Source organism: Halomonas sp. LC1, from assembly GCF_030247125.1.
In the GTDB taxonomy this organism is placed as follows: domain Bacteria; phylum Pseudomonadota; class Gammaproteobacteria; order Pseudomonadales; family Halomonadaceae; genus Vreelandella.
In genome coordinates, this window is the sequence record NZ_JASSPG010000003.1 from 100,444 (window position 1) to 126,920 (window position 26,477).

The window sequence follows — 26,477 nt, forward strand, 5'->3', positions numbered from 1 at the left end:
GTGACGTTGCCCCAGTCTCATTGCCTGAATGTAAACAGGTTAAATAGGTTAAGCGGGCTGGCCTGCGCGCTGGCGGTTGTCTAGGTAGCGTTTAAAGGCAGCAGGTTCATCGGTAATGGCGCTGGCAATGCCCCAGGACCAGCGGCTATCAAATGCGCTGGGGTCGTTGGCGGTGTAGCAAAGAATTTGGTAACCGTCGCGGCACATGGCGGCGGCCTGGGTCTGTTTAAGCCGCGGCCAATGCGGGTGAATACTAAACGCCTCGACCGCTTCGCACTGTTCGCGCCAGTTTTTGGGCACACTGCCAAACAGCGCCCCTAACGCCAGGGCCTCTTTGGGGGCATGTTGGCGACAGTGGGCTAAGGCTACGGGGTCGAAGGACGAGATCACTAGGCGCTCAGGGGGTAGGGCAGCTAGAACAGCAGGCAAGACCACGTCCACCAAACGGATGGGATCACGCCCTTTGTTGACCTTGATTTCTAGATTAACGCCCATTTCCAGCTCGTTGAGCAGGGCGAGCATAGCCTCCAGGCTGGCCATTTTTTCCCCCGCAAAGCGGTCACCAAACCAACTGCCCACATCTAACTGCTGTGCCTGTTGCCATGTCAGGTTGGCGAGCTCGCCACGCCCATCCGAGCAGCGGCGAACGTCGCCATCGTGCCAGATGACCGGTGTATCATCCTTCAGCAGCTGTACATCCAATTCCACCCAGGTTGCGCCTGCTTGGTGGGCGGCGCGTACGGCTGCGAGGGTGTTTTCGGGCGCGGCAGCGGAGTAGCCGCGGTGGGCGATGAGCGTGGGGACAGAAATTGCGGGATGGGTCATAGCCACTCCGTGTCGTGGTCGCCAATTGAGCGTCATGAAGCACAATGTTGCCAAGTTTAGCATGGGTGCATGACGACGACGTGTCCGCCTAGTGAGCTAATGGCTTGATTAATGACGCCCAACGCGGTTGGATAGCGCGCAGGGAATGTCCAATAATTAACAACAGGAGTGTCATTGATGGCTAAGCGTATCCAGCTTGCTAACACCGGTGGGTCAGAGGTATTGGAGTGGGTCGATGTCGAACCTGCCGCCCCCGCTGCCGGTGAAGTTCGCATCGCTAACAAAGCGGTGGGGCTGAACTTTATCGATATCTACTTCCGCACGGGACTTTACCCTGCGCCCGCCATGCCAACAGGGTTAGGCACCGAAGGCGCGGGCATTGTGGATGCGGTCGGTGAGGGCGTCACGCATGTCAAAGTAGGTGACCGTGTGGCTTACGCCCAAGGCCCGCTGGGCGCTTACGCCGAACTGCACACGCTGCCTGCGTCCAAAGTCGTCAAGCTCCCGGATTTTATCGATTTCGACACCGCCGCCGCTAGCCTGCTAAAAGGCTTAACGGTGCAGTATCTGCTGCGTCAAACCTACGAGCTTAAAGGCGGTGAGACCATTCTGTTCCACGCGGCGGCCGGGGGCGTTGGCTCTATTGCCTGCCAGTGGGCTAAAGCGCTGGGCGTGAAGCTGATCGGTACGGTGAGCTCTCAGGAAAAAGCCGACCTAGCCATGGCCAACGGTGCATGGGCGACCATCAACTACACCGAAGAGAACGTGGTAGAGCGGGTGCGCGAGCTGACCAACGGCGAGATGTGTGACGTGGTGTATGATTCGGTGGGTAAAGACACCTGGGAAATGTCGCTGGACTGCTTGAAGCCCCGCTCGCTGATGGTGAGTTTCGGCAACTCTTCTGGCCCTGTGGATGGCGTGAATATCGGTATTTTGAACCAAAAAGGCGCGCTGTTTGTGACTCGCCCAAGCCTGAACGGCTACGCCGACACCCGTGAGCGCCTAGAGATGATGTGCGACGAATTTTTCGCCATGATCGAGAGCGGCAAAATCCACATCGACGTGGCCAACCGCTACCCGCTGCAAGACGCCGGTAAGGCTCAGGATGCACTACAGAGCCGCAAAACCACCGGCTCCACGATTCTGCTGCCGTAACGCTTACTCGATATCGACACTTACTCTATATCGATATAAGCACCCAACTGACGCATTCGGCTCTCAAAGTTGGTCACGTTATCGACCAGCTGGTCGGGGCCGAATGCCACGCACTCCGCCAGAATCGCTTCGCTGAGCGTAATCGCCGCTAGTATCGACGGGAAAAAGTGCGGCGTGGCGTTGGCAACGGTAAACGTCACGCTGGCCCCCGGCACCAGCGGTGAGCGCAGCGTGTCGGTAATCACAATCGCCTGCACGCCGTTGGCGCGGGTAATCTCCAGCGCCTTCACCGTCTCGGCGCAGTAGGGTTCAAAGCCAAACGCTACCACCACATCCTGCTCGTTGAACGGGGCCAACTCGGTAAGCAAGCCTCCCTCCTGGCCGCGAATGAGCGTCACTTCCGGCATCGCAATGCGCCCCACGTAGCCAAAGTGGTACGCGCAGGCGAAGGTGTCGCGAAACCCGACCACGGCGACTCGTCGCGCGGCCAAGATTCGCTCGGCGGCCTCTTTGACTCGCGTTTGGTTATCCGCCGTAAACAGCCTGCCAATATTATCGAAGGCAGCGTCGCCTACCTCCGCAAACAGCGCCGCTTCTGGGTTTTGGTGCTGCTGCTTCAACTGGCTGGCGCGGCCGGATAGCTCCACCGGCGCTGCCTGTACCGCCGATTGAAACACTTCCCGAAACGGCTCGTAGCTCTCGAACCCAAGCCGCTTGGCTAGCCTGACCAGGGTGGAAGGAGTGACGGATGCTGCCTGAGCCGTTTTGCGGATCGACTGAAACGCCATCTCTGCAGGATGTTCCAGCACATAGCTGGCGGCGCGCTTGAGCTGTGGGCTAAGCGCTGCGTAGCTCTCGGCTAGCTGCTGGTGAATGCTGTCCAGGCTGGTGGCGTGAGTGACGTTGTCTGGCATGGCACCCTCTTTTTTGAAAATAAAACATTTGTGCCAATGATAAATGTTTTTGCAACAGATGTATTGACGTTGTCCCAGCGACTACTCTATCGTTCAAAAAAATACATTCGTTTCTTTTGATTTTAAATAAAGAAACAAACGTTTCGTTAAGTTTTGACGACTGATCCGAGGAGGTTAGAAAAAGCACCATGCCTGCTGACGCTACTGCGCTGCCCAATTATGAAACGCTGCTGGTCACTCTGGATGCCCGTGTATTGACCGTGCGACTGAATCGCCCGCAGCGCCTAAACGCGGTCGTTGAGATGCTCTACCAAGAGCTGCTGGATGTGCTGCGAATGGCACAGCAGTCGCCTCAGGTCCGGGCGGTGGTGCTGACCGGTGAAGGGCGCGCGTTTTGTGTCGGTGCCGATATGAAGGCCCACGGCAGCGCTAAGCGCACGCTGTTTCAGCGCCGGTCCTATTTGCAGCTGGGCAACGACGTATGCGAAGCCATCGCCAAACTCAGTAAGCCGGTGGTAGCAGCCGTGAACGGCTATGCGCTGGGGGCTGGCGCGGAGATGGCGGTCTCCTGTGATTTTATCGTGATGGCCGATGAGGCGCAGATCGGTTTTCCAGAAACCAGTATTGGCACTTGCGTGGGCGGCGGTGTTTCAAAATTTCTGCCTCAACTGGTGGGGCTTACCCAAGCCCGGCGCTTGCTCTATTTAGGCGACAAAATTCATGGGCCAGAAGCCGCCAGGATCGGCTTGGCGCTGGCCAGCTACCCCCAAGCGCAGCTGATGGCCGAAGCGCAAACACTCGCCGAGCGGCTTGCCAAGCAGGCGCCAGTCTCCATGGCGATGCTCAAGCCGCTGGTCAATCGCAGCGCCCATACCAGCATGGAGAGCCAGCTGCAGCAGGAGCTGGATGCGGTGTTTACCTGCTCCACCACCGACGACTGGCAAGAGGGGGTCGATGCCTTTGCCGAGCGGCGCCCGCCTAATTTTCAGGGCCAATGAGTATGGGCTTAACCCTTAAAAACGAGTTCTGAATCAAGCCGTCGCGCACTTCTTTGTCAAACAGGTTTCGCCATGAACACTATCGAAGGTCATCTTCCAATCCGCAGCCCGCTGCATGACATCTTAGCCCCCACCGGCATTGCCATCGTTGGAGCCTCTGCGGACCCGACCAAGCGGGGCTATAAAGCCATGGTAGGGCTGATCAACGGCGGCTACCGGGGGGGCATCTACCCGATCAACCCAAAAGCCGATCATATTCTAGGTGTGAAGGCATGGCCCTCTATTGCCGAGATGCCGGGCAACCCCGAGCTTGCGCTGCTGTGTACGCCTGCCGCCACCGTGCCTGCGCTGATTGCCGAGTGTGGCCGCCGGGGTGTGAAAGGGGCGGTGATTCTGGCTAGCGGGTTTGGCGAAACCGGTGAAGCGGGTGCGGCATTGGAGGCACAAATGATGGAGGCCGCCCGTGCCCACGGTGTGCGTATTATCGGCCCGAATACTTCCGGCATGTTTAACCTGCACCATCAGATCAACTTGCTGGCGCTGGAGAACGTCAAACCGGGCGATATCGGTATTATTTCCCAATCCGGCAATATGCTGCTCTCCCTGGCGCTGGAGGCCCAGCACAATGGGCAGGTGGGGTTTAGCACCTACGTTGGCCCGGGCAATCAGAGTGATATCGGCTTTAACGATTACCTGCGCTACTTAGGCGAAGACGAGCATACCCGTGTGGCGACGCTCTACGTGGAAGGCTTCCGTGATGGGCAGCAGTTTCTGAAAGTGGCCCGTGACGTGACCGCCATGAAGCCGGTGGTGGTGTATAAATCCGGTGCCACCGAGCAGGGCCAAAAGGCTGCCAGCTCCCATACCGGTGCGTTGGCCGGTAGCTACCAAATGACCGTCGATTTGTTGCGCCAGGCAGGCGTTAGCGTGGTGCAGTACTCCGATGAAATCCTGCCCGTGGCGGAAGGGCTGGGGCGGCTGCAAAAAGCCCCCGGTAAGCGCGTGGCGGTGATTTCTGACGGCGGCGGCCAAGCCACGATTGCCGCCGACCGGTTATCTGAAGCGGGCCTGACGCTGGCCGAGCTTTCCGACGCTACCCGCTCTGCACTGCGCGAAGTGTTACTGCCTCAGGCATCTACCCTTAACCCAGTGGACGTGGCGGGCTCCTCGGATGCGACCCCCTCGCTGCTGGCCCGCTGCATTGAGCTGGTGATGGCGGATGAAGGCGTCGATAGCGTCTTCCTGGTCGGCATGTTCGGCGGGTATAGCCTGCGCTTTGCGGAGTCGCTGATGGGGGACGAGATGCGTGGCGCGGAGCGCATGGTAGAGCTTGCTCAAGCCTCCGAGAAACCGCTGGTAATTTACAGCCTCTACGCACCCATCAAACCGCCTGCGCTGCGCCGTTTACACGAAGCCGGTTTGCCGGTGTATTCCTCGATTGAGCATGCGGTGCGCGTGCTTGCTGCCTTAGGTGAGCGAGGGGAGTACCTGGTCAGCCAACAAGTTCAGGAGACGATAGCGCCCGCCGCGCCAACGGAAACAGGCAGGGCCATGTTTGCCGCAGCCAAGGCAGAAGGACGCGACTTACTGGAATTTGAAGCGAAATCACTGCTGGCGGAGCACGGCATCGCGGTGCCCGAGGAGTGGCTGGTGCGTCGTGAGGACGAACTCGCCGAGATCGCCCAGCGCACGCAGGGCAGACCGCTGGCGATGAAGGTGGTCTCGAAAGATATTCTGCATAAATCCGACGCGGGCGGGGTCAAGCTCAACTTAGTGGGTGACGCTGCACTGCGCGATGCCTTTCAAGCCATTCACTTAAACGCCCAGGCTTACGACCCGAACGCCCAGGTAGAGGGCGTGCTGGTCACGCCAATGGCGGAGAAGGGCGTTGAGGTGATTATCGGCATGCTCCGCGACCCGATTTTCGGCCCGGTGCTGATGTTTGGCTTGGGTGGCATCTTCGTGGAGGTGCTCGAAGACGTGGCCTTCCGCTCGCTGCCGCTGACCCTGCGCGACGCGCAGTCCATGGTCGATCAAATTAAAGCGCAAAAAGTGCTGGCGGGGGTGCGCGGGGCGGCGGGTGTCGATAAGCAGGCGCTGGTGTCACTGCTGATGCAGGTATCCCAATTGGTGGAGTCCTACCCGGAGATTAGCGAGCTAGACTTGAACCCGGTGATTGCCTATCCGGAAGGCTATTCTGCCGCTAACTATGCCATCGTCGATGCACGAATCATCGTGGAGCGCCAATCATGAGCCAAACGCTACCTGAATTAACCGACGCTACCCTAACGCTGGAAAACCGTGTGGCAACGCTCACGCTTAACCGCCACGACGTGCGCAATGCGCTCACCGGCACGGCGCTGGTGGATGATATCGTCGCTACCGCCGCATGGGTGAACCGTTGCCAGAACGTCTCGGTTTTGGTGATCACCGGTGCGGGGAGCGCTTTCTGTGCCGGGGGTAATGTAAAAGACATGGCCGAACGCAGCGGCGACTTTGCGGGGGACGTAGCCGAAGTCGCTGAGCGCTATCGCACGGGAATTCAGCGAATGCCCCTGGCGCTTAATCAAGTCGAAGTGCCCATCATCGCCGCTGTGAACGGGGCAGCGATTGGTGCCGGGTTTGATTTGGCCAATATGGCGGATCTGCGTATTGCGTCCCGCAAGGCGAGCTTTGGGGAGACGTTTCTTAATTTAGGCATCATCCCCGGCGATGGCGGGGCGTGGTTTATGCAGCGCCAAATTGGCTACCAGCGTGCCTTTGAGCTAACCCTGTCAGGCCGGGTGATCAGCGCTGATGAAGCGCTTACCTACGGTGTAGTGCTGGAAGTCGTGGAGCCGGAGCAACTGATGGAAGCCGCACTGGCCCATGCCAACCGCATCGCGGCCCAGCCGCCGAAAGCGACACGCCTCACCAAGCGGCTCATGAAAATGGCCCCGGATATGGAGCTAAAGCCGTTTCTGGATGTGTGCGCCGTGTTCCAAGGCATGTGCCATAACGAACCGGAACATCTAGAAGCCGTCGAGCGGTTACTGACACGTATTAAACGCTAACCCGCGCGCTATTTTTTCCTATTTTTCAGTGCTTGTACGGCTGTATAGTCATCGCCTAATGTGATGCTGAACACTCCATACTTTCCGTGTCAGGGAAGAGGAGCGACAACATAGGGAGATGGCACGCGAATGACTCTGGAAAGTTTAGGACTGACCCCCAGCACGCTGGTGTTTATCGTGCTGGGGCTTACGCTGGTGGCCTTTATCTGGGGTCGGTTTCGCTACGATTTGGTCGCCTTGGCGGCCCTGCTAGGTTCGGTAATGCTTGGGCTGGTGCCTGCGGATGACGCCTTTGCAGGCTTTGGCCATCCTGCGGTGATTACCGTGGCAGCGGTGCTGGTGTTAAGCCGTGGTTTTGAGCGCTCCGGCGTGGTGGATGTCATCGCCAATCAGGTACTCAAGGTGGGTGAGCGCTTAATGCTGCAACTGCTCGTACTGGTGGGTACTGTCGTTGTGCTGTCTGGCGTGATGAATAACGTAGGGGCGCTGGCGCTGCTGCTGCCGGTGGCCATGCGGCTTGCCCGTGAACACAATACCTCTCCTTCGCTGCTGTTGATGCCGCTAGCGTTTGGGTCGCTCCTGGGTGGCTTGACCACGCTGATCGGGACGCCGCCTAACATCATTATTTCCACTTACCGGGGCAATATTACCGGCGACAACTTTGGCATGTTTAGTTTCTCACCAGTGGGCATAGTGGTGGCACTCGTTGGCTTGGCATTTATCGTGCTGGTGGGCTGGCGATTGACGCCCAAGCGCAGTAGCCAAGCGGCAGCGGATGACATGTTCGATACGGCTAACTACCTGGTCGAGTTAAAAGTGACCGAGGACTCCAAGGCCAACGGGCTGACCCTGCAGCAGCTGCGCGATGAGCTCGAGGAAACCATTCCCGTTTTGGCGGTGGTTCGTGAAGACAACCGTCGAGCGGGCTACCAGTTTCATGGTGTGCTTCGTGAGGGCGACATCCTGCTGCTGGAAGCCGGCCCCGACGAACTGAAGCTGCTAGAGGACAAAGTGGGTCTTAGCGCCATTGCCGAACCCGCAGAGCCAGAGGATAGACAGGAGCAGCGCGAGGACGCGGAGAAGGGCGATGAACGTCAGCCGGTCGATACCGAAGGGTTACAGCTCATCGAAGCCGTCGTGCGTAACGATTCGATGATGATCAATCGTAGCGTGCGGCAGCTGCGCCTCAACCATCAGTTTGGCTTGCATTTAGTGGCCGTGGCCCGTGACGGTGCCCGCTTGAAGCAGCGACTGCGAGACATTCGTTTTCAAACCGGTGACGTGTTGCTGCTTCAGGGCAGTGAGAACGAAATCGCCGATAGCCTATCGACCCTCGGCTGCCTGCCGCTGGCCAACCGTGAGCTGCATCTGGGGCAGCCGCGAAAATTGGCCGTGTCGGTGGGTATTTTCGCCTTGGCGATCGTCGCGATGCTGTTCGATCTGCTGCCCGCTGCCGTCGCCATGAGCACCGCCGCGCTGGTGTCGCTGCTGATTGGCGTACTGCCGTTGAGGGATGGCTATCAAGCCATCGATGGCCCGGTGATCGTCTTGCTTGCCGCCATGCTGCCCGTGGGCGAAGCGCTGGAAACCAGCGGCGGTGCGGATATCATAGCCGACGCGCTGCTGCGCTTTGGCGTGGAGTGGCCGATTATCGTCTCCTTGGTGGGACTGTTTCTGCTCTCCATGCTGCTCTCCAACGTGGTCAATAACGCAGCCGCCGCTTTGCTGATGGCGCCCATTGCGGCCAGCCTCGCCAACGGCTTCGATGCCTCGTTGGACCCGTTTTTGATGGTGGTGGCTGTCAGCGCTTCCTGTGCGTTTTTAACCCCGATTGGGCATCAGTCGAATACCCTGGTGCTGGGCCCTGGGGGGTACCGATTTGGAGATTACTGGAAACTGGGGTTGCCGCTTTCGCTGGTGGTCATGGCGGCGGCCATTCCCGCCATTCTATGGGTGTGGCCGCTATAACCTAGCTGTAAGGCCACGCCAAACATCGGCCTGTTCGAATGTTCGCGCTATTAGATTCCGAAAATTTTGCTAATCTATAACGCACATAGACCAACAAATATCGAACAGGCCGGGCTTATGAACCAACAGTACCGCCAGGATGCCATCGTCGAACTGGTTCGCCAGCACGGCTATATGAGCATCGAACAGCTCACCGAACACTTCGCGGTGACGCCCCAAACCATTCGTCGGGATTTGAACACGCTGGCCAACGACGGCCGTGTGCGTCGGGTTCACGGCGGCGTTGGGGTAGAGTCCAGCACGGTGAATACTGCTTACAGCACCCGTAAAACCCTGCACCTCGAAGAGAAAGAGCGCATTGCCCGGTGCTTAGCGCAACACATTCCTCACCACGCGTCTCTGTTCATCAATATCGGGACCAGTAACGAGATGATCGCCCAGGCGCTTTTAGAGCATCAAGGGCTGGAGATCATTACCAATAACTTGAACGTGGCGGCGATTCTGCAGCATAAAGAGGACTTCACCGTGATCATCGCGGGGGGGCAGGTACGCTCTCGAGATGGAGGAATCATTGGTGAGGCCACCATCGACTTCATCAATCAGTTCAAAGTGGATTACGGCATCATCGGGATCAGCGGCATCGACGAGGATGGCTCGCTACTGGAGTTCGATTATCAAGAGGTGCGCGTTGCCCAGGCGATCATTGCCAACTCCCGCCGGGTGTATCTAGCCGCCGACTACTCGAAGTTCCACCGTAACCCGGTGGTGCGTCAGGGCAATATCTCCCAGTTGGATGCGCTGTTTACCGACCGTAAGCCCCCCGAGGCGATTCAGCGACTGCTCACCCAACACGATGTTGCACTGCACATTGCTTAGCGCCTGCTACAACACCGCTCAGGAGCGCTATGGTTAAGGTGGGAGAGTTTCATACTTGAGCATTCCAGACGCCTGGAGTAGCCTTGAATGATAATAAAACGAAACAAAACAGACAAAATCGAAAGATCCTACAACAAAGTGAACGCGATATGTCCTCCTTTATTCTCGCCATCGATCAAGGCACGACCAGCTCCCGCGCGATTCTGTTTGACCGCCAAGGCCAAATAGCGGCAGTTGCCCAACAAGAGTTTCCTCAACACTTTCCGCAAGATGGGTGGATCGAACACGATCTTGAAGACATTTGGGATTCAGTGATTGCCACCTGCCGCGAGGTGTTAATCAAAGCCAAGATAACGCCAGAACAAGTGGATGGCGTAGGCATTACCAACCAGCGTGAGACCACCGTGGTGTGGGACCGCGCCACCGGTAAGCCGCTTTACAACGCCATTGTGTGGCAAGACCGGCGCACCTCCGAGCGCTGTCAGGCGCTACGTGACGAGGGGCACACCGAGGCCGTGCAGGCAAAAACCGGCCTGTTGATCGACCCTTATTTTTCCGCCACCAAACTCGCCTGGATTCTCGATAATGTCGAGGGTGCCCGCGAGCGCGCTGCCCGCGGTGAACTGGCTTTCGGTACCGTCGATAGCTTTCTGATGTGGCGTTTAACCGACGGTAAAAGACACGTGACCGATGCCACCAACGCTTCGCGCACGGCGTTGTTTAATATTCATCACCAAACTTGGGATGACGAGCTGCTGGCACTGTTTAACGTGCCCGCCAATATGCTCCCCGAGGTTAAAGATTCAAGCGACGATTTTGGCACCGTAGAAGCCCACTGGCTGGGCGCGCCACTGCCGATTGCAGGTGTCGCAGGCGACCAGCAGGCGGCGCTTGTTGGGCAGGCATGCTTCAAACCCGGCATGGGTAAAAGCACTTACGGTACCGGCTGCTTCATGATCGTGAACACTGGGGAAACGGCCTCTGTATCGCGTAACCGCCTGCTGACGACCATTGGCTACCGCATTAACGGCAAGCCCACCTATGCCATGGAGGGCAGCATCTTTGTCGCAGGGGCAACAGTGCAATGGCTCCGGGATGGGTTGAACCTGTTTGCCGATGCCTCGGAAACCGAAGCGCTGGCCCAGAAAACTCGCAGCGGCCACAGCGTTTATCTAGTGCCAGCCTTTACCGGGCTAGGTGCGCCCCACTGGGACCCTAAGGCCCGTGGCGCGATTTTTGGCTTAACCCGCGATACAGGTATTGCCGAAATCGTCGCGGCGGGGCTTCAGGCGGTGTGTTATCAAACTCGCGACCTGCAGCACTGTATGAACGATGACATGGAAGCCGCACCGGGCAACCTGCGTGTCGATGGCGGTATGGTGAAGAATAGCTGGGTCATGCAGTTCTTGGCCGATATGCTCAACGTGCAGGTGGATCGGCCGACGATTCTGGAGACCACCGCGCTAGGGGCTGCCTATTTGGCCGGGTTGCGGCTCGGTTGGTACGACACGCTGGAGGAGATCGAGCAACTCTGGCGCTGCGAGCGCAGTTTTACGCCCTCCATGGAAGAGGCAACGCGTGAAAAGCTCTACCAGGGCTGGTTGGATGCAGTATCCCGGGTGCGCTCTACTTAACAGGGCCACCGTAAAGCGCAAATATGAACGCCGTTGACACACAGCGGCGTTTTTTTATGGCGGTTTTATAACGAAGCTATCGCCCTTGGTCGTATAGAGGAATCGATATTTAAGAGTAAACTGCATTCGTTTTTAATTAACGGGTGTTTTTTATCGTTGGCAAGTTCGTTAGTTCCTACGGTCGTTTTTTTTCCGGCCTTGTTAAAACAGTCGTTTAACTCCCTTCTTGAAAGTCTGCGTCAGCGATAACGCTTTCGTGGCCGTTATGTAGTCAAGCTACAACCCGACCTGCTGCCAATGATGCATTGTGGGCATGACCGCCGTGAACCATAGTGAAGTCATGGATCAGGGCGGTGTTTTGTTATCCCGATACGTCGCTCTCATCCTTGCTACATACCGAGGCGCTGCCGCATTACCAGAGCGCTTAAGGCGAAGGTCTTGTAACGCTTGTGACCGTTTCGCAGTTACCGAACTGGGCACTTACCCGGCCCAGCATGAGTAGCAACGTCACCATTCGTCGTTAATTAAGATGGCTGCTTGTTTATTCACTAATGAAATATCTAACAATAACGAGCAGCGGCTGACCATACCATGAGGGACTAACCATGAACTGCATCGAATTGAGCCAACAAGCCGACCGTATCGCTAGCTCTTTCAGCAAGCAAGATTTAGCCAAGCTGGTGTTGGCGCTGAAGAGTAACCGTGAGTCGCTACAGCATGCCGTTGAAGTCATCGATACCATCGATAGTCGACTGGGTTACACTCTGGAAGAGGCCTGGGATGAAGTGCTGGCAGGCGATTCACAACTCCTGGTAGAACACGAAGAGTAACCCGTTCGTTCCCAAGAATACGAATACCCCGGCGTAATATCTCGCCGGGGTATTTGTTTGCTGCGTGGTGGCAGGTGACGTGTAGGGCAACGGCGTCAACGATCAGGAAAGGGTGCCTAACGCCTCTTCCGGCGGCCGCGAGGTGTCACGGTTCTCTTCGAAGTAGGTGGTGAACCGTGCCTCTGCCTCATCGCCAAAAAGCACACGACATGCCTCTTTCAGCCCTGGAGAGTGGCGTAACTGCTCGTGGTGAACCACCAGCGACACTTTTGCCCGCCGACGCAAGAAGTCTTCCAGCTGTGTGATCATCTCATGATCCCGCGCATGCTCCAGCTCGCAGCGAATGTACTCGGTGCCTTCGATCAAAATGTCGGCTTCCGATGGGTCCTGGCGGATCTTCTCCAGCATGGGGATGGCCTGTTCAGCGTAGCGCCGCCACAGACGTGAGGAGAGGGGCTCCGAGGAGGTTGGCGCCGTCATCGCATCCAGGTTCATGCGCTTGGCTTGATCCATGAACTGCTGCTTCACCGCTTCGGGCGGCTCGCCGTACCAGTGGAAGTTAGGATCGCTGAGCGACACGCCAAGCTGCTTCACCTCGTCGGCGATTTCGTCGCCGACGTTCAAACAGTCGGTGAGCTTGCCGCCGAAAATACTGATGTGGGCACTCTCGGCGTTGGTATCGATGACGTGTTTACGGGATAGTTGAAGGAAGTCTCGGTCGCTGCCCTGGTCGGCTTTGATTGCCAGAGGACGCACGCCGCAGCGCGTCGAGATGATGTCCTCCTGGGTGAGCGGTTTGTCGAGCGTCAGACGCTTGTTGATGTTCTCCAAAACGAACGCGATATCATCAGCCGTGACATCCACCTCAGGATGCTCCATATGGGTGTCGGTGGTACCGATGCAGGTGCGGTTTCCCATTGGAATCACAAAAAATAGCCGCCCATCATCCGCAAAAAATGCCAGCACCCGCTTGGTGTCGGTTAACTGCGGCACGATCAGGTGTATACCTTTGGAGTAAAGATGCTGGTGGGTGGTTTTTTGCCCGGTGAGCGCATTGTGCTGATCGACCCAGGGGCCAGCTGCATTGATCAATACTTTGGAGCGAATAGTGAACGTACTGCCATCCATCACGTTGCGGGCTTTGGTCACCCAGGTATCGCCTTCGCGTTCGGCCCCCAACGATTCGACGTAGTTGGCCGCCACGGCACCGTAGTTGAGGGCATGGCGTACGAAGTTAAATACGAAACGGGCATCGTTATCGTGCAGGTAAGCATCCGAGTACTCGAACCCGCCAACGGCGCCGTCGATATCGATAATAGGCTCTTCTTGCTTGATCTTTTTGGGCGAGAGCAAGCGCGGTAACTTGGTGAAGCCGTTGCCCATCAGCCAATAAAGCCAGGTGCCCGCCCACAAATAGCGCGGAGAGTGGCGGAAACCTTTGGTAATCGTGGTAAGGAAACGAATTTCTTGAACGGTAGACGGGTAGCTTTTGATTAAATGGTTGCGGCTTTTGCAGAGCTTACGTACCAACGCAAAGTCTTTGCTTTCCATATATTTGATGCCGCCCCAAACCAGGTTCGAGGAGTGCATGCTGGTACTGCCAGCAAAGTCGCCACGGTCGATCAGGGCCACTTTGGCACCTTTGCCCGCCAGGGCGGCGGCGGTTGCTGCACCATTGATGCCGCCACCGATAATCAGTGCGTCAAAGTCATCAGTGTGCAATTTCTCGACATTACGGTTACGCAGTTTCATAGCGGTTCCAATTAATTAAGAAAAAGCCCCGTGTTGGTGGCGGTCTCGACCAGTGGAGAGGGCATGGCTGCCTCCGCTGATGACACCACGGTGAATGGGCGGGCTTGCGCCCGCCCAGCAGGTCTTAGCGGGTGCCGGCCGCCATCCATGCTTCCATCATTTCATCGTAAGGAACGGTCATGCCTTGCGGCATTTCGTTCTCCAGCTTCGGCTTGGGTGCGCCTTCCTGGTCAAGCCAGTACTGCGGGTCACGCTCTTCGTTCAGCACCGGGGCGTAGCTGTCGAAGACGTTGGCGCGTGCGAGGCGGTTCATGGTGCTGTCCATATCGGCCGCCAGCTTATCCAGACCTTCTTGCGGGGTGACTTCGCCACTCATGACCGGTGCCAGGTTCTGCCACCACAGCGGTGCCATGCGCGGGTAGTCCGGTACGTTGGTACCGGTGGGGGTCCAGTTGGATTCGTTCGGACTGCGATAGAACTCCACCAAACCGCCCAGTTTGGGTGCCATTTCGGTCATCTGCTCAGAGAAGATGTCAGATTCACGAATCGGCGTTAGGCCAGCCATCAGTTTTTCCAGCGAGGTGGTTTTCGCCACGGTGAACTGGGCAAACAGCCAGGCAGCGGTGCGGCGGTCTTCAGGCGTAGAGTCGAAGAAGGTCCAGGCACCTACGTCCTGATAACCCACTTTCATGCCTTCTTCCCAGTAGGGGCCGGTGGGAGAAGGCGCCATGCGCCACAGCGGATTGCCTTCATCGTCGGTCACGGCAACAGACGGGTCGGTCATGTCGGCGGTGAAGGCGGTATACCAGAAGATTTGCTGAGCGATATGGCCCTGGGCGGGCACGGGGCCAGCTTCACCAAAGGTCATACCTTGAGCTTCGGGCGGCGCGAAGTCACGCAGCCAATCCACGGCTTTCTGCATCGCAAACACCGAGGCGGGGGAGTTGGTGGCGCCCCCGCGACTTACGCTTGCGCCGACCGGCTGGCTCTCTTCGTTGACACGAATACCCCAGTCATCCACCGGGTTACCGGACGGTACGCCGGGGCTGCCCATACCTGCCATGGAGAGCCAGGAGTCATGGAAGCGCCAGCCCAGCGACGGGTCGCGACGGCCATAGTCCATGTGCCCGTATACCTTGGTACCGTCGATTTCACCGACATGCTCGGTAAAGAACTCAGCGATATCTTCATAGGCAGTCCAGTTGGTGGGCACGCCTAGGTCGTAGCCGTAGATGTCACGGAACTGGGCTTGTAGGTCTTCACGCTGGAACCAGTCATAACGGAACCAGTAGAGGTTGGCGAATTGCTGGGTGGGTAGCTGGTAAAGGCTGCCATCCGGGCCGGTGCCATACTGCAGGCCGATGAAGTCGTCCAGATCCAGCGTGGGCAGGGTGTAGTCCGCCCACTCGTTTTCCATCGCTTGGCTGAGGTTGATGGTGGTGCCGTAGCGAATATGGGTGCCGATGGAGTCGGTGTCGTTTACAAAACCGTCGTAGATGCTGTTGCCCGACTGCATCTGGTTCTGCATGGTGTCGACCACGTCACCTTCGCCAATGATGTTATGAGTCAGGTTGATGCCGGTCAGCTCGCTAAACGCGGGCGCGAGCACTTCGCTTTCGTACACGTGGGTGGTCAAGCCCTCGGCCACGGTCTGTATATCCATACCGCGGAAGGGTTCGGCAGCCTTGGCGAACCACAGTAGCTCTTCGATCTGCTCTTCACGGCTGAGCGTCGAGTCCTGGAAATGCTCGTCCACCAAACGCTCTGCAATTGCCCGTGCGTCGTGGTCGTCTGCCATTAGGCTCCCCGAGGCGAGCATTAGGCTAGCGGCGAGGGTAGTGAGTTTGAACTTGTTATTACGCATGTTGACCTCGTTTTGTTGTGCTCTTCCTTGATAACGTGAGCGTCCTTGATACCGCCGTACATCCGCTGAGCGTGCCGTTGGCCTAGCCCCAGCGCATCAACACCAGCAGCCATACTGCTGATAGTGCCAGTGCTATCCAGATGGATAGCGTAGTGAAGCCAATAACACCCAGATGAATAAACGCGGCGGAAAGCAGGCCGATAAACAGCCGGTCGCCACGAGTAGTGCTAATCGGTAAAAAGCCTTTACGTTCGATGGTGGGCGAGAGAATTTCCCACAGCGTCATCCCTGCTAGCATCGCTGCAATGGATGAAAAGAAAATGGCAGTCGGGGTAGTCCATACCATCCACGTCATGGCGGTGCTCCTTAGGTGCGGCCCAGGGCGAAGCCCTTGGCGATATGGTTACGAACGAAGTAGACCACCAAAATGCCTGGCACGATGGTGAGTACACCAGCGGCGGCAAGCGTGCCCCAGTCAATGCCCGATGCGGTGGAGGTCCGCGTCATGATCATGCCGATCGGTTGAGCGTCGGTGGCGGTCAGCGTGCGTGCCAACAGCAGCTCTACCCACGAGAACATAAACAGGAAGAACAGCGTGACGCCGATACCGGAGCGGATCATGGGAATGAAAATCTTGATGAAGAAGCGCGGAAAGCTGTAGCCGTCGATATACGCTGTCTCATCAATCTCCTTTGGCACGCTGCTCATGAAGCCTTCCAAAATCCAGATGGCCAGCGGAATATTAAACAGGCAGTGGGCCAGGGCCACGGCAATGTGGGTATCAAAAAGGCCCACTGAGTAGTAGAGCTGGAAGTAGGGCAGCAGAAACACCGCAGGCGGTGCCATCAGGTTGGTTAGCAGCCAGAAGAACAGGTGCTTATCGCCAATAAAGCGGTAGCGGCTGAACGCATAGGCGGCAGGCAGTGCCACGCAAATCGTGATCAGCATGTTGAGCGCCACATACAGCATTGAGTTCACATAGCCCATGTACCAGCTGGAGTTAGTGAAAATGCCGATGTAGTTATCAAACGTCAGGTTTTTGGGCCATAGCGTCATGGAACCCAGAATCTCGCTGTTGGTCTGCAGCGACATATTAATCAACCAATAAATTGGCAGGATCATCAGGAACAGGTACAGCCCCAGCAGAAACCGCGAGCGAAAGCGGCTGCGCGCATTGCGTTTACGCCGCTGTGCCGGGGTGGTTCTGCTAAATATGGTGTTGTACTTCTCGCCCTGCTGGGCGTTATCTAAGCGGTACATATCATGCTCCCCCGTGCGGGTTCTTATCTTTTTGCATGTGCATGATGGTGGTGTAGAACACCCAGCTCACGAGCAAAATAACCAGGAAGTAGATGATCGAGAACGCGGCAGAGGGCCCCAGATCCTGCTGGCCGATCGCCATAGTCGCGAGTGACTGGCTCAGGAAGGTGGTGGAGCTACCCGGGCCGCCGCCGGTCAGTACAAAGGGCTCGGCGTAAATCATGAACGAGTGCATAAAGCGCAGCAGCACCGCAATAACCAGTACGTTGGTGAGTTTGGGCAGTTGGATGTAGCGGAAGATCGCCCACTTAGAGGCACGGTCGATACGCGCTGCTTGGTAGTACGCTTCGGGGATAGAACGCAGGCCGCTGTAGCACAGCATGGCCACCAGCGGCGTCCAGTGCCAAACGTCCATCAAGATAATGGTTGCCCAGGCATCGCCCGAATTACGGGTAATGTTGTAGTTGATCCCTAGCTCCCGCAGACCGTAGCCCATGAGGCCGATATCGCCACGGGTGAAGATTTGCCAAATACTGCCCACCACGTTCCATGGAATGAGCAGCGGCAGGGTAATCAAGATCAAGACAGCTGAGGCCTGCCAGCCGCGTTTAGGCATAATCAGCGCAATGCCGATGCCTAAAGGCACTTGGATGGCGAGAATGGTCAGGGAAAACAGAATCTGGCGCACGAACGCGTCGCGCAGCGCAGAGTCGTTCAGAATGCTGTGGAACCACTCGGTGCCGGTGAAGAAGCGAGCATTAGGGCCCAGCACGTCCTGAACCGAGTAGTTGACCACGGTCATCAAGGGGATGATGGCCGAAAAAGCCACCAGTACCAGCATGGGAAGTACCAGCAGCCATGCGCGGTTATTGAGTACTTTATTATTCATGGCCGATCTCCACTAGGTATTCATCGACGTAGAGCGCGATGTGCTGATCGGAAAACACTGCATGGGCAGCGTCACCTATCAGTGCGTGACCCTCAGGCAGGCGCGCCTTAAATAGCTGGTCGTTAAGCGTAAAGCTCAACAGCGAGTAGGTGCCTAAGTCCTGCAGATTGACCACTTCAATCGGTACGCTGTTTGGCTCTGGCGAGTTGCTGACCGTAATGAACTCCGGACGAATGCCAAGCTTGATATTGCTGGAGCCTGCGGCGGCCACGCTGCGGCTAACGGCCTCATTCACCGGTAGCGGCAGCTCGCCAAACATCACTTTGCCCGCTTGGTGAGACACGCTCATAAAGTTCATGCCCGGGCTGCCAATAAAGTAACCCACGAAGGTATGCGCCGGTTTTTCAAAAAGCTCCCTTGGCGTTCCGAACTGCACCACCTGACCGTCATACATAACCGCAATTTTGTCAGCGAAGGTAGAGGCTTCGAGCTGGTCGTGGGTAACGTAGATCATGGTGATATTGAAGCGCTCATGGATCTCTTTGAGCTTACGGCGCAGCTTCCACTTGAGTTGCGGGTCGATCACCGTGAGGGGTTCGTCAAATAGGATGGCAGAGACGTCGTCACGCACTAGCCCGCGGCCCATAGAGACTTTCTGCTTCTCATCGGCGGTGAGGTTTTTGGCTTTCCGGGAGAGGAGCGGCGTGAGGTCGAGGATATCGGCAATTTCCCGAACTTTAGGGTCGACCTTGTACTCGGGCGTATTCATATTACGCAGCGGGAAAGCCAGGTTGTCGTACACCGTCATGGTGTCGTAGATCACCGGGAACTGGAACACCTGGGCGATGTTGCGCTCCTCCGGCGGCAGCTCGTTCACACGGTGACCATCGAACAGTACGTCACCTTCGGAGGGTTCCAGCAGGCCAGAAATAATGTTTAGCAGGGTTGATTTACCGCAGCCCGACGGGCCCAGCAGTGCATAAGCACCGCCCTGGTGCCACACGTGATCCATCTGGCGAATCGCGTAGTCGCTATGGCTGCTAGGGCTTTTGCTATAGCTGTGCGCCAAGCCTTTTAAAGTAATCTCAGCCATGAGCAACGCTCCCTTGAGTAGAGGAGGGGATGTGCACGGTGCTGCCCTGTTTATCGAAGGCGTACAGTTGATGCGACGGGAAATAGACGTTAATCGCATCGTTCACGTGGAACTCGTGAATGCCTGCCAAGTGCAGCACCAGCGGGAATCGTTCATGGCGCACGTGCAAAAACGTTTCCGAACCGCTGATTTCCGCAACGTCGACCAGAACCGGCAGCTCTACATCATCGGCAGACTGCGGTTTGAGGGTAATGTGCGAGGCGCGCACGCCGAAGTCGTAATCGCCTGGGGCAAGCTGCTGGAGGCCAGGATCGCAAGGAAAGTGCAGAGACTGGTCAAAGGTGATGTCCGTCGCGGTCAGCTTGCCGGGCACGATGTTGATCGGCGGTTCGGAGAACATCTCGGCGCTGTGACGGCCGTTGGGTTCGCGATATACCTGTTCGGTGGGGCCGTACTGCAGTAGCTTGCCTTCATGCAGTACCGCCGTATTGCCGCCTAATGCCAGCGCTTCGTTGGGCTCTGTAGTGGCGTAAACGGCAATACAGTTGCGCGCTTTGAAGAGTTCGCGCAGCTCGTCACGCAGCTCTTCGCGCAGTTTATAATCCAGGTTCACCAGCGGCTCGTCGAACAGAATCAGGTCGGCATCTTTGACCAGCGCCCGGCCCATAGCGGTACGCTGCTGTTGCCCGCCGGAGAGCTCTTGGGGGTAGCGGTCGAGGAGATGTTCGATATGCAGCATTTCGGCAATACTGCCCACGCGGCGATCGATTTCCTGCTGCGGCGTTTTGGCCAGCTTCAGCGGCGAAGCAATGTTGTCGCGCACCGTCAGGCTGGGGTAGTTGATGAACTGCTGGTACACCATCGACACGTTGCGTTTACGCACCGATACGCCGGTGACGTCTTTGCCATCCATGAAAATGCGCCCGCGGGTGGGTTGCTCCAAGCCTGCCATTAGACGCATGAGCGTGGTTTTGCCCGCTAAGGTTCGTCCCAGCAATACGTTAAAGGAACCGGGTTCCAGTTCGAGATCCACCCCACTGATATGGGACTGACCCCCGACGACGTGGTCGATATTTTGCAAATGTAAGGACATGCCGATCTCGCTAGCGTCGTTGTTATTGATAGGTGGTATCGATAAATGCGTAGTGCGCTGATCGCGAGGGAGGGTGGCTGGCCGTACTTATTGGGCGTTTATTGTGTGGCAACCAACCCGTGCGATATTTTCATTAACGAAAGGCTAGTTGATCATTTGCGAACTTGCAACGCTTTTGATGGCCGTTTGTATTCGCTTTTAGGCGTAGAAAAGCGCAAAAAAGCGATTTTTCAAACGGCTGGCAAAACGGTGTGGTGCGCCATGATCGGCTCTGGGTGGTGCGCATGTTCGTTTGCTTCGTTTTAGAACATGGCAAGAGGGCAAAAAAAACCGGCCCAGAAAGGGCCGGTAGGTTGGGAGATGGCGGAAGAAGGCTACTTGACGATGGTTTCCGTTGGCGAAGAGGCCTTGGCCGGTGCGGCGTTGTGGTCGATCAGCGTCGACTTATCATTGGCAAAGGCATCGTAAGCGAAGTCATCGACGGTCAGCATCTCCAGTACTTCGGCTTCAAAGGTGCGCATGAAGGCGGCCTCGTCGTCATTGATCAAGCCTTTTTCAAGCGCTGCTTCTACCCGTGCTTCAGGGTGGAGAGCCGTTTGCGGTAGTTCACCTTTGGCATAGGCTTTGTTCACCGTACGGTAGATGTTCTCAGCGCGGTCGTAATCACCGAGCAACGCGTTGTAGCGTGCTAGCGGGTTGCTCACCGCGCCGTCATCTTTGTCCCAGGTGTTCGAAAGCAGCTTGCTACGCAGCGCGCTATGAGTGGATACCCGCTGGGCAATATCACGGGCCAAGTCGTCCTGCGGCTTGCGCCAGCGGCGACCCGTGGGCATGACGACGACTTTCAATACGTTACCCAGCGCACGGTTGGGCAAGTTATCGAAGATCTCGACGAACGCTTGCTCCGCGCGATGAAGGAGGAACTGCAGGCTGTAATGAAGCAGCGCCTCTTCGCCTTCTACTTTATTGCCGTTATGCCACTGCTTGAGCACCATGGAGGCGAGGTAGAGATTAGAGAGTACGTCGCCTAGGCGCGCCGAGAGCATTTCGCGTTTTTTCAGTGTAGAGCCTAGGCTGGCCATGGCGGCATCCGCACACAGGCCGAACCCCGCCGAAAGGCGCGCGATATCCTGGGCGTAGCCAGCGGCGGGGCCGCTGAACGGGACGCTCGGCTTGCCAAGGCCAAGCCCCAGGGTGAAGGCGCGCGCCGCGTTGCCGAAGATCAAGCCCGCATGGCCGAAGAAGGCTTTATCGAAGGCGTTTACATCGTTGGCGTCTTTGGCGGCTAGCTCTTCCAGCACATAAGGGTGGCAGCGAATTGCGCCCTGACCAAAGATCATCAGGTTGCGGGTCATGATGTTCGCGCCTTCCACGGTGATGGCTACCGGGTTGGCACTATAGCCAATGCCCAGGTAGTTGCGCGGGCCAAGCGTCACTGCTTTACCGCCGTGAACGTCCATCGCATCGCTCAGCAGCACGCGCTGGAACTCGGTCAGCTGGCTTTTCAGGATGGCAGAGGGGACCGCTGGCTTTTCGCCATGGTCGATCAAGTTAGCGGTTTGGTACACCGTGGCCGCCGAAATGTAGGCCAGCGATGCCATACGTGCCAAAGGCTCTTGCACGCCTTCCATCTCGGCCACCGGTACGTTGAACTGACGACGCACGCGGGTGAAGCCGCCGCTCCAGCCCAGCGCGTAGCGCGCGGTGCCGGTGGCACCAGAGGGCAGCGTAATGCAGCGGCCAATGGAGAGACACTCGACCAGCATGCGCCAGCCTTGGCCGATCATGTCCGGGCCACCGATAATGGTGTCCAGCGGTACGAACACGTCTTTACCTTTGATTGGGCCGTTCATGAACGGGCTGCCAATTGGGTGGTGACGACGGCCAATCTCCATGCCTTGGGTATCGCGAGGAATCAGCGCCAGGGTAATGCCACGATCTTCTTCTTCGCCCAGCAGGTTTTCCGGGTCGAAGAGACGGAATGCTAGGCCAACCACGGTGGCAATGGGCGCCAGGGTGATCCAGCGCTTCTCGAAGTTCAGGCGCACGCCCACGACTTCTTCGCCATTAATGACCTGCTTACACACCACACCGGTATCCGGTAGCGAGGTCGCATCGGAGCCTGCACGGGGGCCGGTGAGGCCAAAGCAGGGAATCTCGCGGCCATCGGCCAGGCGCGGCAGGTAGTGATCTTTCTGGGCTTGGGTGCCGTACTTCAGCAGCAGTTCGCCCGGGCCGAGGGAGTTGGGTACGCCCACGGTGACCATCAGCGTCTCGTTGGCGGAGAGCTTCTGCAGCACCATGGATTGCGCCTTGGCCGAGAAGCCCAAGCCGCCGTACTCCTTCGGAATGATCATCCCGAAGAAGCCCTCTTTTTTCAGGTAATCCCACAGCTCCTGGGGCAGGTCGGCGCGTTCACGGGCGATATCCCAAGCGTTGCACATGCCAGCGGCTTTGGCGCACTGATTGTCTAAAAACGCCTGCTCTTCGTCACTCAAACCGTCATCTTTAAAGTCGAGCAGCGATTGCCATTGGGGCTTGCCTGAAAAGAGTTCGCCGTCCCAAGACACGCTGCCGGCTTCCAGCGCGGTGCGTTCGGTCGCCGATACTTTGGGGGCCACTTTTTTGAAGATGGCAAAGATGCGCGGAGTGAGCCATTTACGGCGCAGTGCAGGCAGACCTGCGACGGCCACTGCAACTGCACCGATCAACAACAGCGTGCCGATGACTGGGGCACCTAGCACTAGGCCGACTAAGCCCAATACGCCTAGTAGGGCCAGGGCGGGTTTGGCACCTGCCTCGCGACGCATCACCACGAGCAAGCCGGCAACGGCGAGCACGATGAGGAGTAAGGTGAGCATGGGGGGAATCTCCGTGGGTGGTTATCAAAGAACGTATTTAAACGTATGTTTGAATATTCGCAGAGTCATTGCGTCTTGTGCAAGCATTTCACCGTTATACGTTCGCTTTATATCTTCAATGTAGCGCAGTTAGGGCATAAAAAAACGCCATGGTGAGGCACCATGGCGTTTTGACGCAGCGGGTTGGCGTACCCGTGTCGATATCGGCTTACGATACCTGCTTGGCAGGCGCGCCGTTGGCGACGTAGTAGTCGACGTTGGCACGCGGCAGGGGCTCGCGACCTCGAATGCGGTCGGCAATTTTCTCCGCCAACATGATGGTGGGCGCGTTCAGGTTGCCGGTAGGAATGACCGGGAACAGCGAGGCATCCACCACGCGCAGCCCTTCAAGCCCGTGTACCCGGCCTTGAGCATCGGTGACGGCCATCTCGCCTTCGCCCATGCGGCAGCTGCCGCAGGGGTGGTAGGCGGTTTCGGCGTGCTGTTTGACGAAGTTATCGAGCTCTTCGTCGCTTTGCACGTCTGGGCCAGGGGCGATTTCCCGGCCTCGGTATTGATCAAACGCGGGTTGAGCGATGATCTCGCGAGTCAAGCGAATCGCATCGCGGAACTCTTCCCAATCTTTCTCTTTGGCCATGTAGTTGAACAGAATGCTCGGTGCCGCGTGGGGGTCTTTGGACGTGAGACGAATACGGCCGCGGCTTTCTGAACGCATGGAACCTACGTGGGCCTGGAAGCCATGCGCTTGAACGGCACTCTTGCCGTTGTAGCTAATGGCGATAGGTAGGAAGTGGTACTGCAGGTTCGGCCACTCCTCGTCATCGCGGCTGCGAATAAAGCCACAGGATTCGAACTGATTGCTCGCGCCCACGCCCGTGCCGTTAAACAGCCACTCGGCCCCAATCTTCGGCTGGTTGTACCATTTCAGCGCCGGGTAGAGCGAAATCGGCTCCTTGCACTCGTACTGAATGTACATTTCCAGGTGGTCTTGCAGGTTTTCGCCGACGCCCGGCAGCTCATGCACTACGGGAATGCCTAGCTCTTTCAGCCACTCTGGGTTACCCACGCCGGAGCGCTGGAGAATTTGTGGAGAGGCAATCGCGCCACCGCACAGCAGCACTTCACGGCGTGCGCGAGCCTGTTTGGGCTGGCCTTTTTGCTCGTAGCGCACGCCGACGGCGCGCTTACCATCGAATTCGATCACGTCGGTGACGGCGTGGGTTTCGATGGTCAGGTTGCTGCGCTGTTTGGCCGTGTCCAGGTAGCCGCGAGCAGTCGAGGCACGGCGGCCTTTCGGCGTCACGAAGCGGTCCATCGGGCCGAAGCCCTCTTGCTGGTAACCGTTGACGTCGTCGGTTTCCGGATAGCCCGCTTGCTTGCCCGCCTCAATAAAGGTGCGATAAAGCGGGTTGTTGCCCGCTTTGGGCGTGGTCACGCTAACGGGGCCATCACCACCGTGGTAGTCGTTCGGGCCAATATCGCGGGTTTCGCACTTTTTGAAGTAGGGCAGGCAGCTCAAGTAGTCCCACTCCGCCAAGCCGGGCTGTTTGGCCCAGTTGTCATAATCCAACGCGTTGCCACGGATGTAACACATGCCGTTGATCAGCGAGGAGCCGCCGAGGCCCTTGCCTCGGCCACACTCCATGCGGCGGTTGTCCATGTGCGGTTCGGGATCGGTTTCGAACGCCCAGTTATAACGCTTGCCCTGCAGCGGGTAGGCCAGGGCTGCGGGCATTTGGGTACGAAAATCGAAACGGTAGTCAGGTCCACCGGCTTCCAACAGCAGCACGCTGACATCGCTATCTTCGGTCAGGCGCGTGGCCAGCACGTTACCTGCTGAACCAGCACCAATGACGATGTAATCAAACTCGGTTGCTTGAGACATAGGGGTTCTCTCATCAAGAAAGGGGAGTGGCGTGTTCGAAAAGCTGTGCTCCGCCTTTAAAACACGGACTCGAACGGCCCCATCTCGATCTGCACTGACTTGGTCTGGGTGTAGTGATTCAGCGTTTCCACGCCGTTTTCACGGCCAATACCGGACTCTTTATAGCCACCGACCGGCATTTCAGACGGGGATTCGCCCCAGGTGTTGACCCAGCAAATACCGGCTTCCAACTGATGAATGACGCGGTGCGCGCGGTTCAGGCTTTCGCTGAAGACGCCAGCAGCCAGGCCGTACTTGGTGTCGTTGGCGCGGCGGATCACTTCGTCTTCGTCATCAAAGGCGAGTACTGACATCACCGGGCCAAAGATCTCTTCTTTGACAACGCGCATCTCATCAGTGCAGTCGGTGAATACGGTGGGGGCTGCCCAGGCGCCTTTGGCCCATTCGCCGCTGTTCCACGCGTCGCCGCCGGCCAGCACGCGTGCGCCTTGCTCTTTTCCGAGCGCGATGTAGGAGAGCACTTTTTCCTGATGCTCGAAGCTGACGAGCGGACCGAAATTGACGCTTGGGTCCATCGGGTCGCCCGCTTTGATACGCGCTACACGCTCTACCAACTTGGCTTCGAACGCGTCTTTGACGCTGCGCTCGACGAACACGCGGGTGCCATTGGTGCAGATTTGGCCGCTGGAGTAGAAGTTCGCCATCATGGCGGCATCGGCCGCGCGGTCAAGGTCCGCGTCTGCAAACACGATCAGCGGAGATTTACCGCCGAGTTCCATCGTCACGTCTTTCAGCGTGGAACCACCGGCAGCGGCCATGACCTTTTTGCCAGTGCCCACTTCACCGGTGAACGAGACTTTGGCAATCCCTTCGTGCTCGGTCAGCATGGCACCGACGCGGCCATCGCCCTGCACCACGTTGAACACGCCGTTCGGTAGGCCTGCTTCGGTGAAAATTTCGGCAAGCTTCATCGCCGTCAGCGGCGTCACTTCGCTGGGCTTGAACACGATAGCGTTCCCCGCTGCCAGCGCCGGAGCCGCTTTCCAGCAGGCGATTTGAATCGGGTAGTTCCAGGCGCCAATGGCGCCAATCACGCCCAGCGGTTCGCGGCGGGTATAAACGAACGAGCTGTCACGCAAGGGAATTTGGTGGCCCTCGATGGCGGGGGCGAGACCTGCGTAGTACTCCAGTGCATCGGCACCGGTCACGATATCGACGCTGGCGGTTTCGCTGATGGGCTTGCCAGTATTGCGGGTTTCCAGCTCGGCAAGCTCGTCGTTGCGTTCACGAAGAAGCGCCACGGCGCGTAGCAGGATGCGCGAGCGCTCCATGCCAGTCATCGCGGCCCACTCACGCTGGCCACGCTGTGCGGCCTGAACGGCGCTGTCGACATCGGCTTGGCTCGCTTGGCCAATTGTGGCCAGCAGGCTGCCATCATAAGGGTTGGTGACGGTAAACGTTTCGCCGGAGGTGGCATCAACCGGGCGACCATCGATGTAGAGGGGCTGTACGTCTTGAGCGGCCATG

At 57.7% G+C, this 26,477-nt stretch carries 20 protein-coding genes; 8 read left to right on the forward strand and 12 right to left on the reverse strand.

Going from position 1 to position 26,477, the window contains the following annotated elements; all coding sequences use genetic code 11:
* Positions 1 to 48: 48 nt before the first annotated feature.
* Complete coding sequence (locus tag QIT27_RS06160; RefSeq protein WP_285263215.1) at positions 49 to 825, reverse strand: glycerophosphodiester phosphodiesterase family protein; 777 nt, start codon at positions 823 to 825, stop codon at positions 49 to 51.
* A 177-nt stretch (positions 826 to 1,002) separates the two neighbouring features.
* On the opposite strand from QIT27_RS06160, the gene QIT27_RS06165 reads away from it, so the two are divergent.
* Positions 1,003 to 1,980 carry an NADPH:quinone reductase gene (locus tag QIT27_RS06165; RefSeq protein WP_285263216.1) on the forward strand — a complete coding sequence of 326 codons (978 nt, stop codon included), beginning with the start codon at positions 1,003 to 1,005 and terminating at the stop codon, positions 1,978 to 1,980.
* Between the two features lie 20 nt (positions 1,981 to 2,000).
* Here QIT27_RS06165 and QIT27_RS06170 read toward each other — a convergent pair whose 3' ends face one another.
* The gene (locus tag QIT27_RS06170; protein WP_285263217.1) at positions 2,001 to 2,894 is read right to left on the reverse strand and encodes a MurR/RpiR family transcriptional regulator; all 894 of its coding nucleotides are present in this window, start codon (positions 2,892 to 2,894) and stop codon (positions 2,001 to 2,003) included.
* 188 nt (positions 2,895 to 3,082) lie between these two features.
* Between QIT27_RS06170 and QIT27_RS06175 the strand changes: the two genes are divergently transcribed.
* From QIT27_RS06175 to QIT27_RS06205, 7 genes are all read left to right on the forward strand, one after another.
* Entirely contained in the window at positions 3,083 to 3,892 is an 810-nt protein-coding gene (locus QIT27_RS06175; RefSeq protein ID WP_285263218.1) for an enoyl-CoA hydratase/isomerase family protein, read from the forward strand.
* 72 nt (positions 3,893 to 3,964) lie between these two features.
* Complete coding sequence (locus tag QIT27_RS06180; RefSeq protein WP_285263219.1) at positions 3,965 to 6,145, forward strand: acetate--CoA ligase family protein; 2,181 nt, start codon at positions 3,965 to 3,967, stop codon at positions 6,143 to 6,145.
* Positions 6,142 to 6,945 carry an enoyl-CoA hydratase-related protein gene (locus QIT27_RS06185; RefSeq protein ID WP_285263220.1) on the forward strand — a complete coding sequence of 268 codons (804 nt, stop codon included), beginning with the start codon at positions 6,142 to 6,144 and terminating at the stop codon, positions 6,943 to 6,945. The genes QIT27_RS06180 and QIT27_RS06185 overlap by 4 nt, the downstream gene beginning before the upstream one ends.
* A 129-nt stretch (positions 6,946 to 7,074) precedes the next feature.
* Positions 7,075 to 8,913 carry an SLC13 family permease gene (locus tag QIT27_RS06190; protein WP_285263221.1) on the forward strand — a complete coding sequence of 613 codons (1,839 nt, stop codon included), beginning with the start codon at positions 7,075 to 7,077 and terminating at the stop codon, positions 8,911 to 8,913.
* A 117-nt stretch (positions 8,914 to 9,030) separates the two neighbouring features.
* Positions 9,031 to 9,789, forward strand: a complete 759-nt coding sequence (locus tag QIT27_RS06195) for a DeoR/GlpR family transcriptional regulator (RefSeq protein WP_159342413.1) — start codon at positions 9,031 to 9,033, stop codon at positions 9,787 to 9,789.
* Positions 9,790 to 9,938: 149 nt separating this feature from the next.
* Positions 9,939 to 11,423 (forward strand): glycerol kinase GlpK, encoded by a 1,485-nt coding sequence (gene glpK, locus QIT27_RS06200; RefSeq protein ID WP_285263222.1) that lies wholly within the window; start codon positions 9,939 to 9,941, stop codon positions 11,421 to 11,423.
* 605 nt (positions 11,424 to 12,028) lie between these two features.
* Entirely contained in the window at positions 12,029 to 12,253 is a 225-nt protein-coding gene (locus tag QIT27_RS06205; protein WP_159342411.1) for a hypothetical protein, read from the forward strand.
* 102 nt (positions 12,254 to 12,355) lie between these two features.
* On the opposite strand, the gene QIT27_RS06210 is transcribed toward QIT27_RS06205, so the two are convergent.
* The 10 genes from QIT27_RS06210 to betB form a co-directional block, all read right to left on the reverse strand.
* On the reverse strand, positions 12,356 to 14,005 hold the full coding sequence (locus tag QIT27_RS06210) for a glycerol-3-phosphate dehydrogenase/oxidase (protein WP_253016197.1): 1,650 nt from the start codon (positions 14,003 to 14,005) through the stop codon (positions 12,356 to 12,358).
* Positions 14,006 to 14,129: 124 nt separating this feature from the next.
* Entirely contained in the window at positions 14,130 to 15,869 is a 1,740-nt protein-coding gene (locus tag QIT27_RS06215) for an ABC transporter substrate-binding protein (protein ID WP_285263223.1), read from the reverse strand.
* An 82-nt stretch (positions 15,870 to 15,951) separates the two neighbouring features.
* On the reverse strand, positions 15,952 to 16,224 hold the full coding sequence (locus tag QIT27_RS06220) for a DUF2160 domain-containing protein (protein WP_083023748.1): 273 nt from the start codon (positions 16,222 to 16,224) through the stop codon (positions 15,952 to 15,954).
* A gap of 11 nt (positions 16,225 to 16,235) precedes the next feature.
* Complete coding sequence (locus QIT27_RS06225) at positions 16,236 to 17,129, reverse strand: carbohydrate ABC transporter permease (RefSeq protein ID WP_044628029.1); 894 nt, start codon at positions 17,127 to 17,129, stop codon at positions 16,236 to 16,238.
* Position 17,130: 1 nt separating this feature from the next.
* Positions 17,131 to 18,018 carry a carbohydrate ABC transporter permease gene (locus tag QIT27_RS06230; RefSeq protein ID WP_062359363.1) on the reverse strand — a complete coding sequence of 296 codons (888 nt, stop codon included), beginning with the start codon at positions 18,016 to 18,018 and terminating at the stop codon, positions 17,131 to 17,133.
* Positions 18,011 to 19,111, reverse strand: a complete 1,101-nt coding sequence (locus QIT27_RS06235) for an ABC transporter ATP-binding protein (RefSeq protein WP_285263224.1) — start codon at positions 19,109 to 19,111, stop codon at positions 18,011 to 18,013. The genes QIT27_RS06230 and QIT27_RS06235 overlap by 8 nt, the downstream gene beginning before the upstream one ends.
* Positions 19,104 to 20,204 carry an ABC transporter ATP-binding protein gene (locus QIT27_RS06240; protein WP_285263225.1) on the reverse strand — a complete coding sequence of 367 codons (1,101 nt, stop codon included), beginning with the start codon at positions 20,202 to 20,204 and terminating at the stop codon, positions 19,104 to 19,106. Before QIT27_RS06240 ends, QIT27_RS06235 begins: the two co-directional genes overlap by 8 nt.
* 374 nt (positions 20,205 to 20,578) lie before the next feature.
* Positions 20,579 to 23,065 carry an acyl-CoA dehydrogenase gene (locus QIT27_RS06245; RefSeq protein WP_285263226.1) on the reverse strand — a complete coding sequence of 829 codons (2,487 nt, stop codon included), beginning with the start codon at positions 23,063 to 23,065 and terminating at the stop codon, positions 20,579 to 20,581.
* A 208-nt stretch (positions 23,066 to 23,273) separates the two neighbouring features.
* Complete coding sequence (gene betA, locus QIT27_RS06250; RefSeq protein ID WP_159342403.1) at positions 23,274 to 24,950, reverse strand: choline dehydrogenase; 1,677 nt, start codon at positions 24,948 to 24,950, stop codon at positions 23,274 to 23,276.
* A gap of 56 nt (positions 24,951 to 25,006) precedes the next feature.
* Positions 25,007 to 26,476, reverse strand: a complete 1,470-nt coding sequence (gene betB, locus QIT27_RS06255; protein WP_159342402.1) for a betaine-aldehyde dehydrogenase — start codon at positions 26,474 to 26,476, stop codon at positions 25,007 to 25,009.
* Between the last annotated feature and the right edge of the window lies 1 nt (position 26,477).

Bases quoted from the DNA above. Each gene is read 5' to 3' on its own strand.
- QIT27_RS06160 (WP_285263215.1), bottom strand. From the start codon at position 825: ATGACCCATCCCGCAATTTCTGTCCCCACGCTCATCGCCCACCGCGGC.
- QIT27_RS06165 (WP_285263216.1), top strand. From the start codon at position 1,003: ATGGCTAAGCGTATCCAGCTTGCTAACACCGGTGGGTCAGAGGTATTG.
- QIT27_RS06170 (WP_285263217.1), bottom strand. From the start codon at position 2,894: ATGCCAGACAACGTCACTCACGCCACCAGCCTGGACAGCATTCACCAG.
- QIT27_RS06175 (WP_285263218.1), top strand. From the start codon at position 3,083: ATGCCTGCTGACGCTACTGCGCTGCCCAATTATGAAACGCTGCTGGTC.
- QIT27_RS06180 (WP_285263219.1), top strand. From the start codon at position 3,965: ATGAACACTATCGAAGGTCATCTTCCAATCCGCAGCCCGCTGCATGAC.
- QIT27_RS06185 (WP_285263220.1), top strand. From the start codon at position 6,142: ATGAGCCAAACGCTACCTGAATTAACCGACGCTACCCTAACGCTGGAA.
- QIT27_RS06190 (WP_285263221.1), top strand. From the start codon at position 7,075: ATGACTCTGGAAAGTTTAGGACTGACCCCCAGCACGCTGGTGTTTATC.
- QIT27_RS06195 (WP_159342413.1), top strand. From the start codon at position 9,031: ATGAACCAACAGTACCGCCAGGATGCCATCGTCGAACTGGTTCGCCAG.
- glpK (WP_285263222.1), top strand. From the start codon at position 9,939: ATGTCCTCCTTTATTCTCGCCATCGATCAAGGCACGACCAGCTCCCGC.
- QIT27_RS06205 (WP_159342411.1), top strand. From the start codon at position 12,029: ATGAACTGCATCGAATTGAGCCAACAAGCCGACCGTATCGCTAGCTCT.
- QIT27_RS06210 (WP_253016197.1), bottom strand. From the start codon at position 14,005: ATGAAACTGCGTAACCGTAATGTCGAGAAATTGCACACTGATGACTTT.
- QIT27_RS06215 (WP_285263223.1), bottom strand. From the start codon at position 15,869: ATGCGTAATAACAAGTTCAAACTCACTACCCTCGCCGCTAGCCTAATG.
- QIT27_RS06220 (WP_083023748.1), bottom strand. From the start codon at position 16,224: ATGACGTGGATGGTATGGACTACCCCGACTGCCATTTTCTTTTCATCC.
- QIT27_RS06225 (WP_044628029.1), bottom strand. From the start codon at position 17,129: ATGTACCGCTTAGATAACGCCCAGCAGGGCGAGAAGTACAACACCATA.
- QIT27_RS06230 (WP_062359363.1), bottom strand. From the start codon at position 18,018: ATGAATAATAAAGTACTCAATAACCGCGCATGGCTGCTGGTACTTCCC.
- QIT27_RS06235 (WP_285263224.1), bottom strand. From the start codon at position 19,111: ATGGCTGAGATTACTTTAAAAGGCTTGGCGCACAGCTATAGCAAAAGC.
- QIT27_RS06240 (WP_285263225.1), bottom strand. From the start codon at position 20,204: ATGTCCTTACATTTGCAAAATATCGACCACGTCGTCGGGGGTCAGTCC.
- QIT27_RS06245 (WP_285263226.1), bottom strand. From the start codon at position 23,065: ATGCTCACCTTACTCCTCATCGTGCTCGCCGTTGCCGGCTTGCTCGTG.
- betA (WP_159342403.1), bottom strand. From the start codon at position 24,950: ATGTCTCAAGCAACCGAGTTTGATTACATCGTCATTGGTGCTGGTTCA.
- betB (WP_159342402.1), bottom strand. From the start codon at position 26,476: ATGGCCGCTCAAGACGTACAGCCCCTCTACATCGATGGTCGCCCGGTT.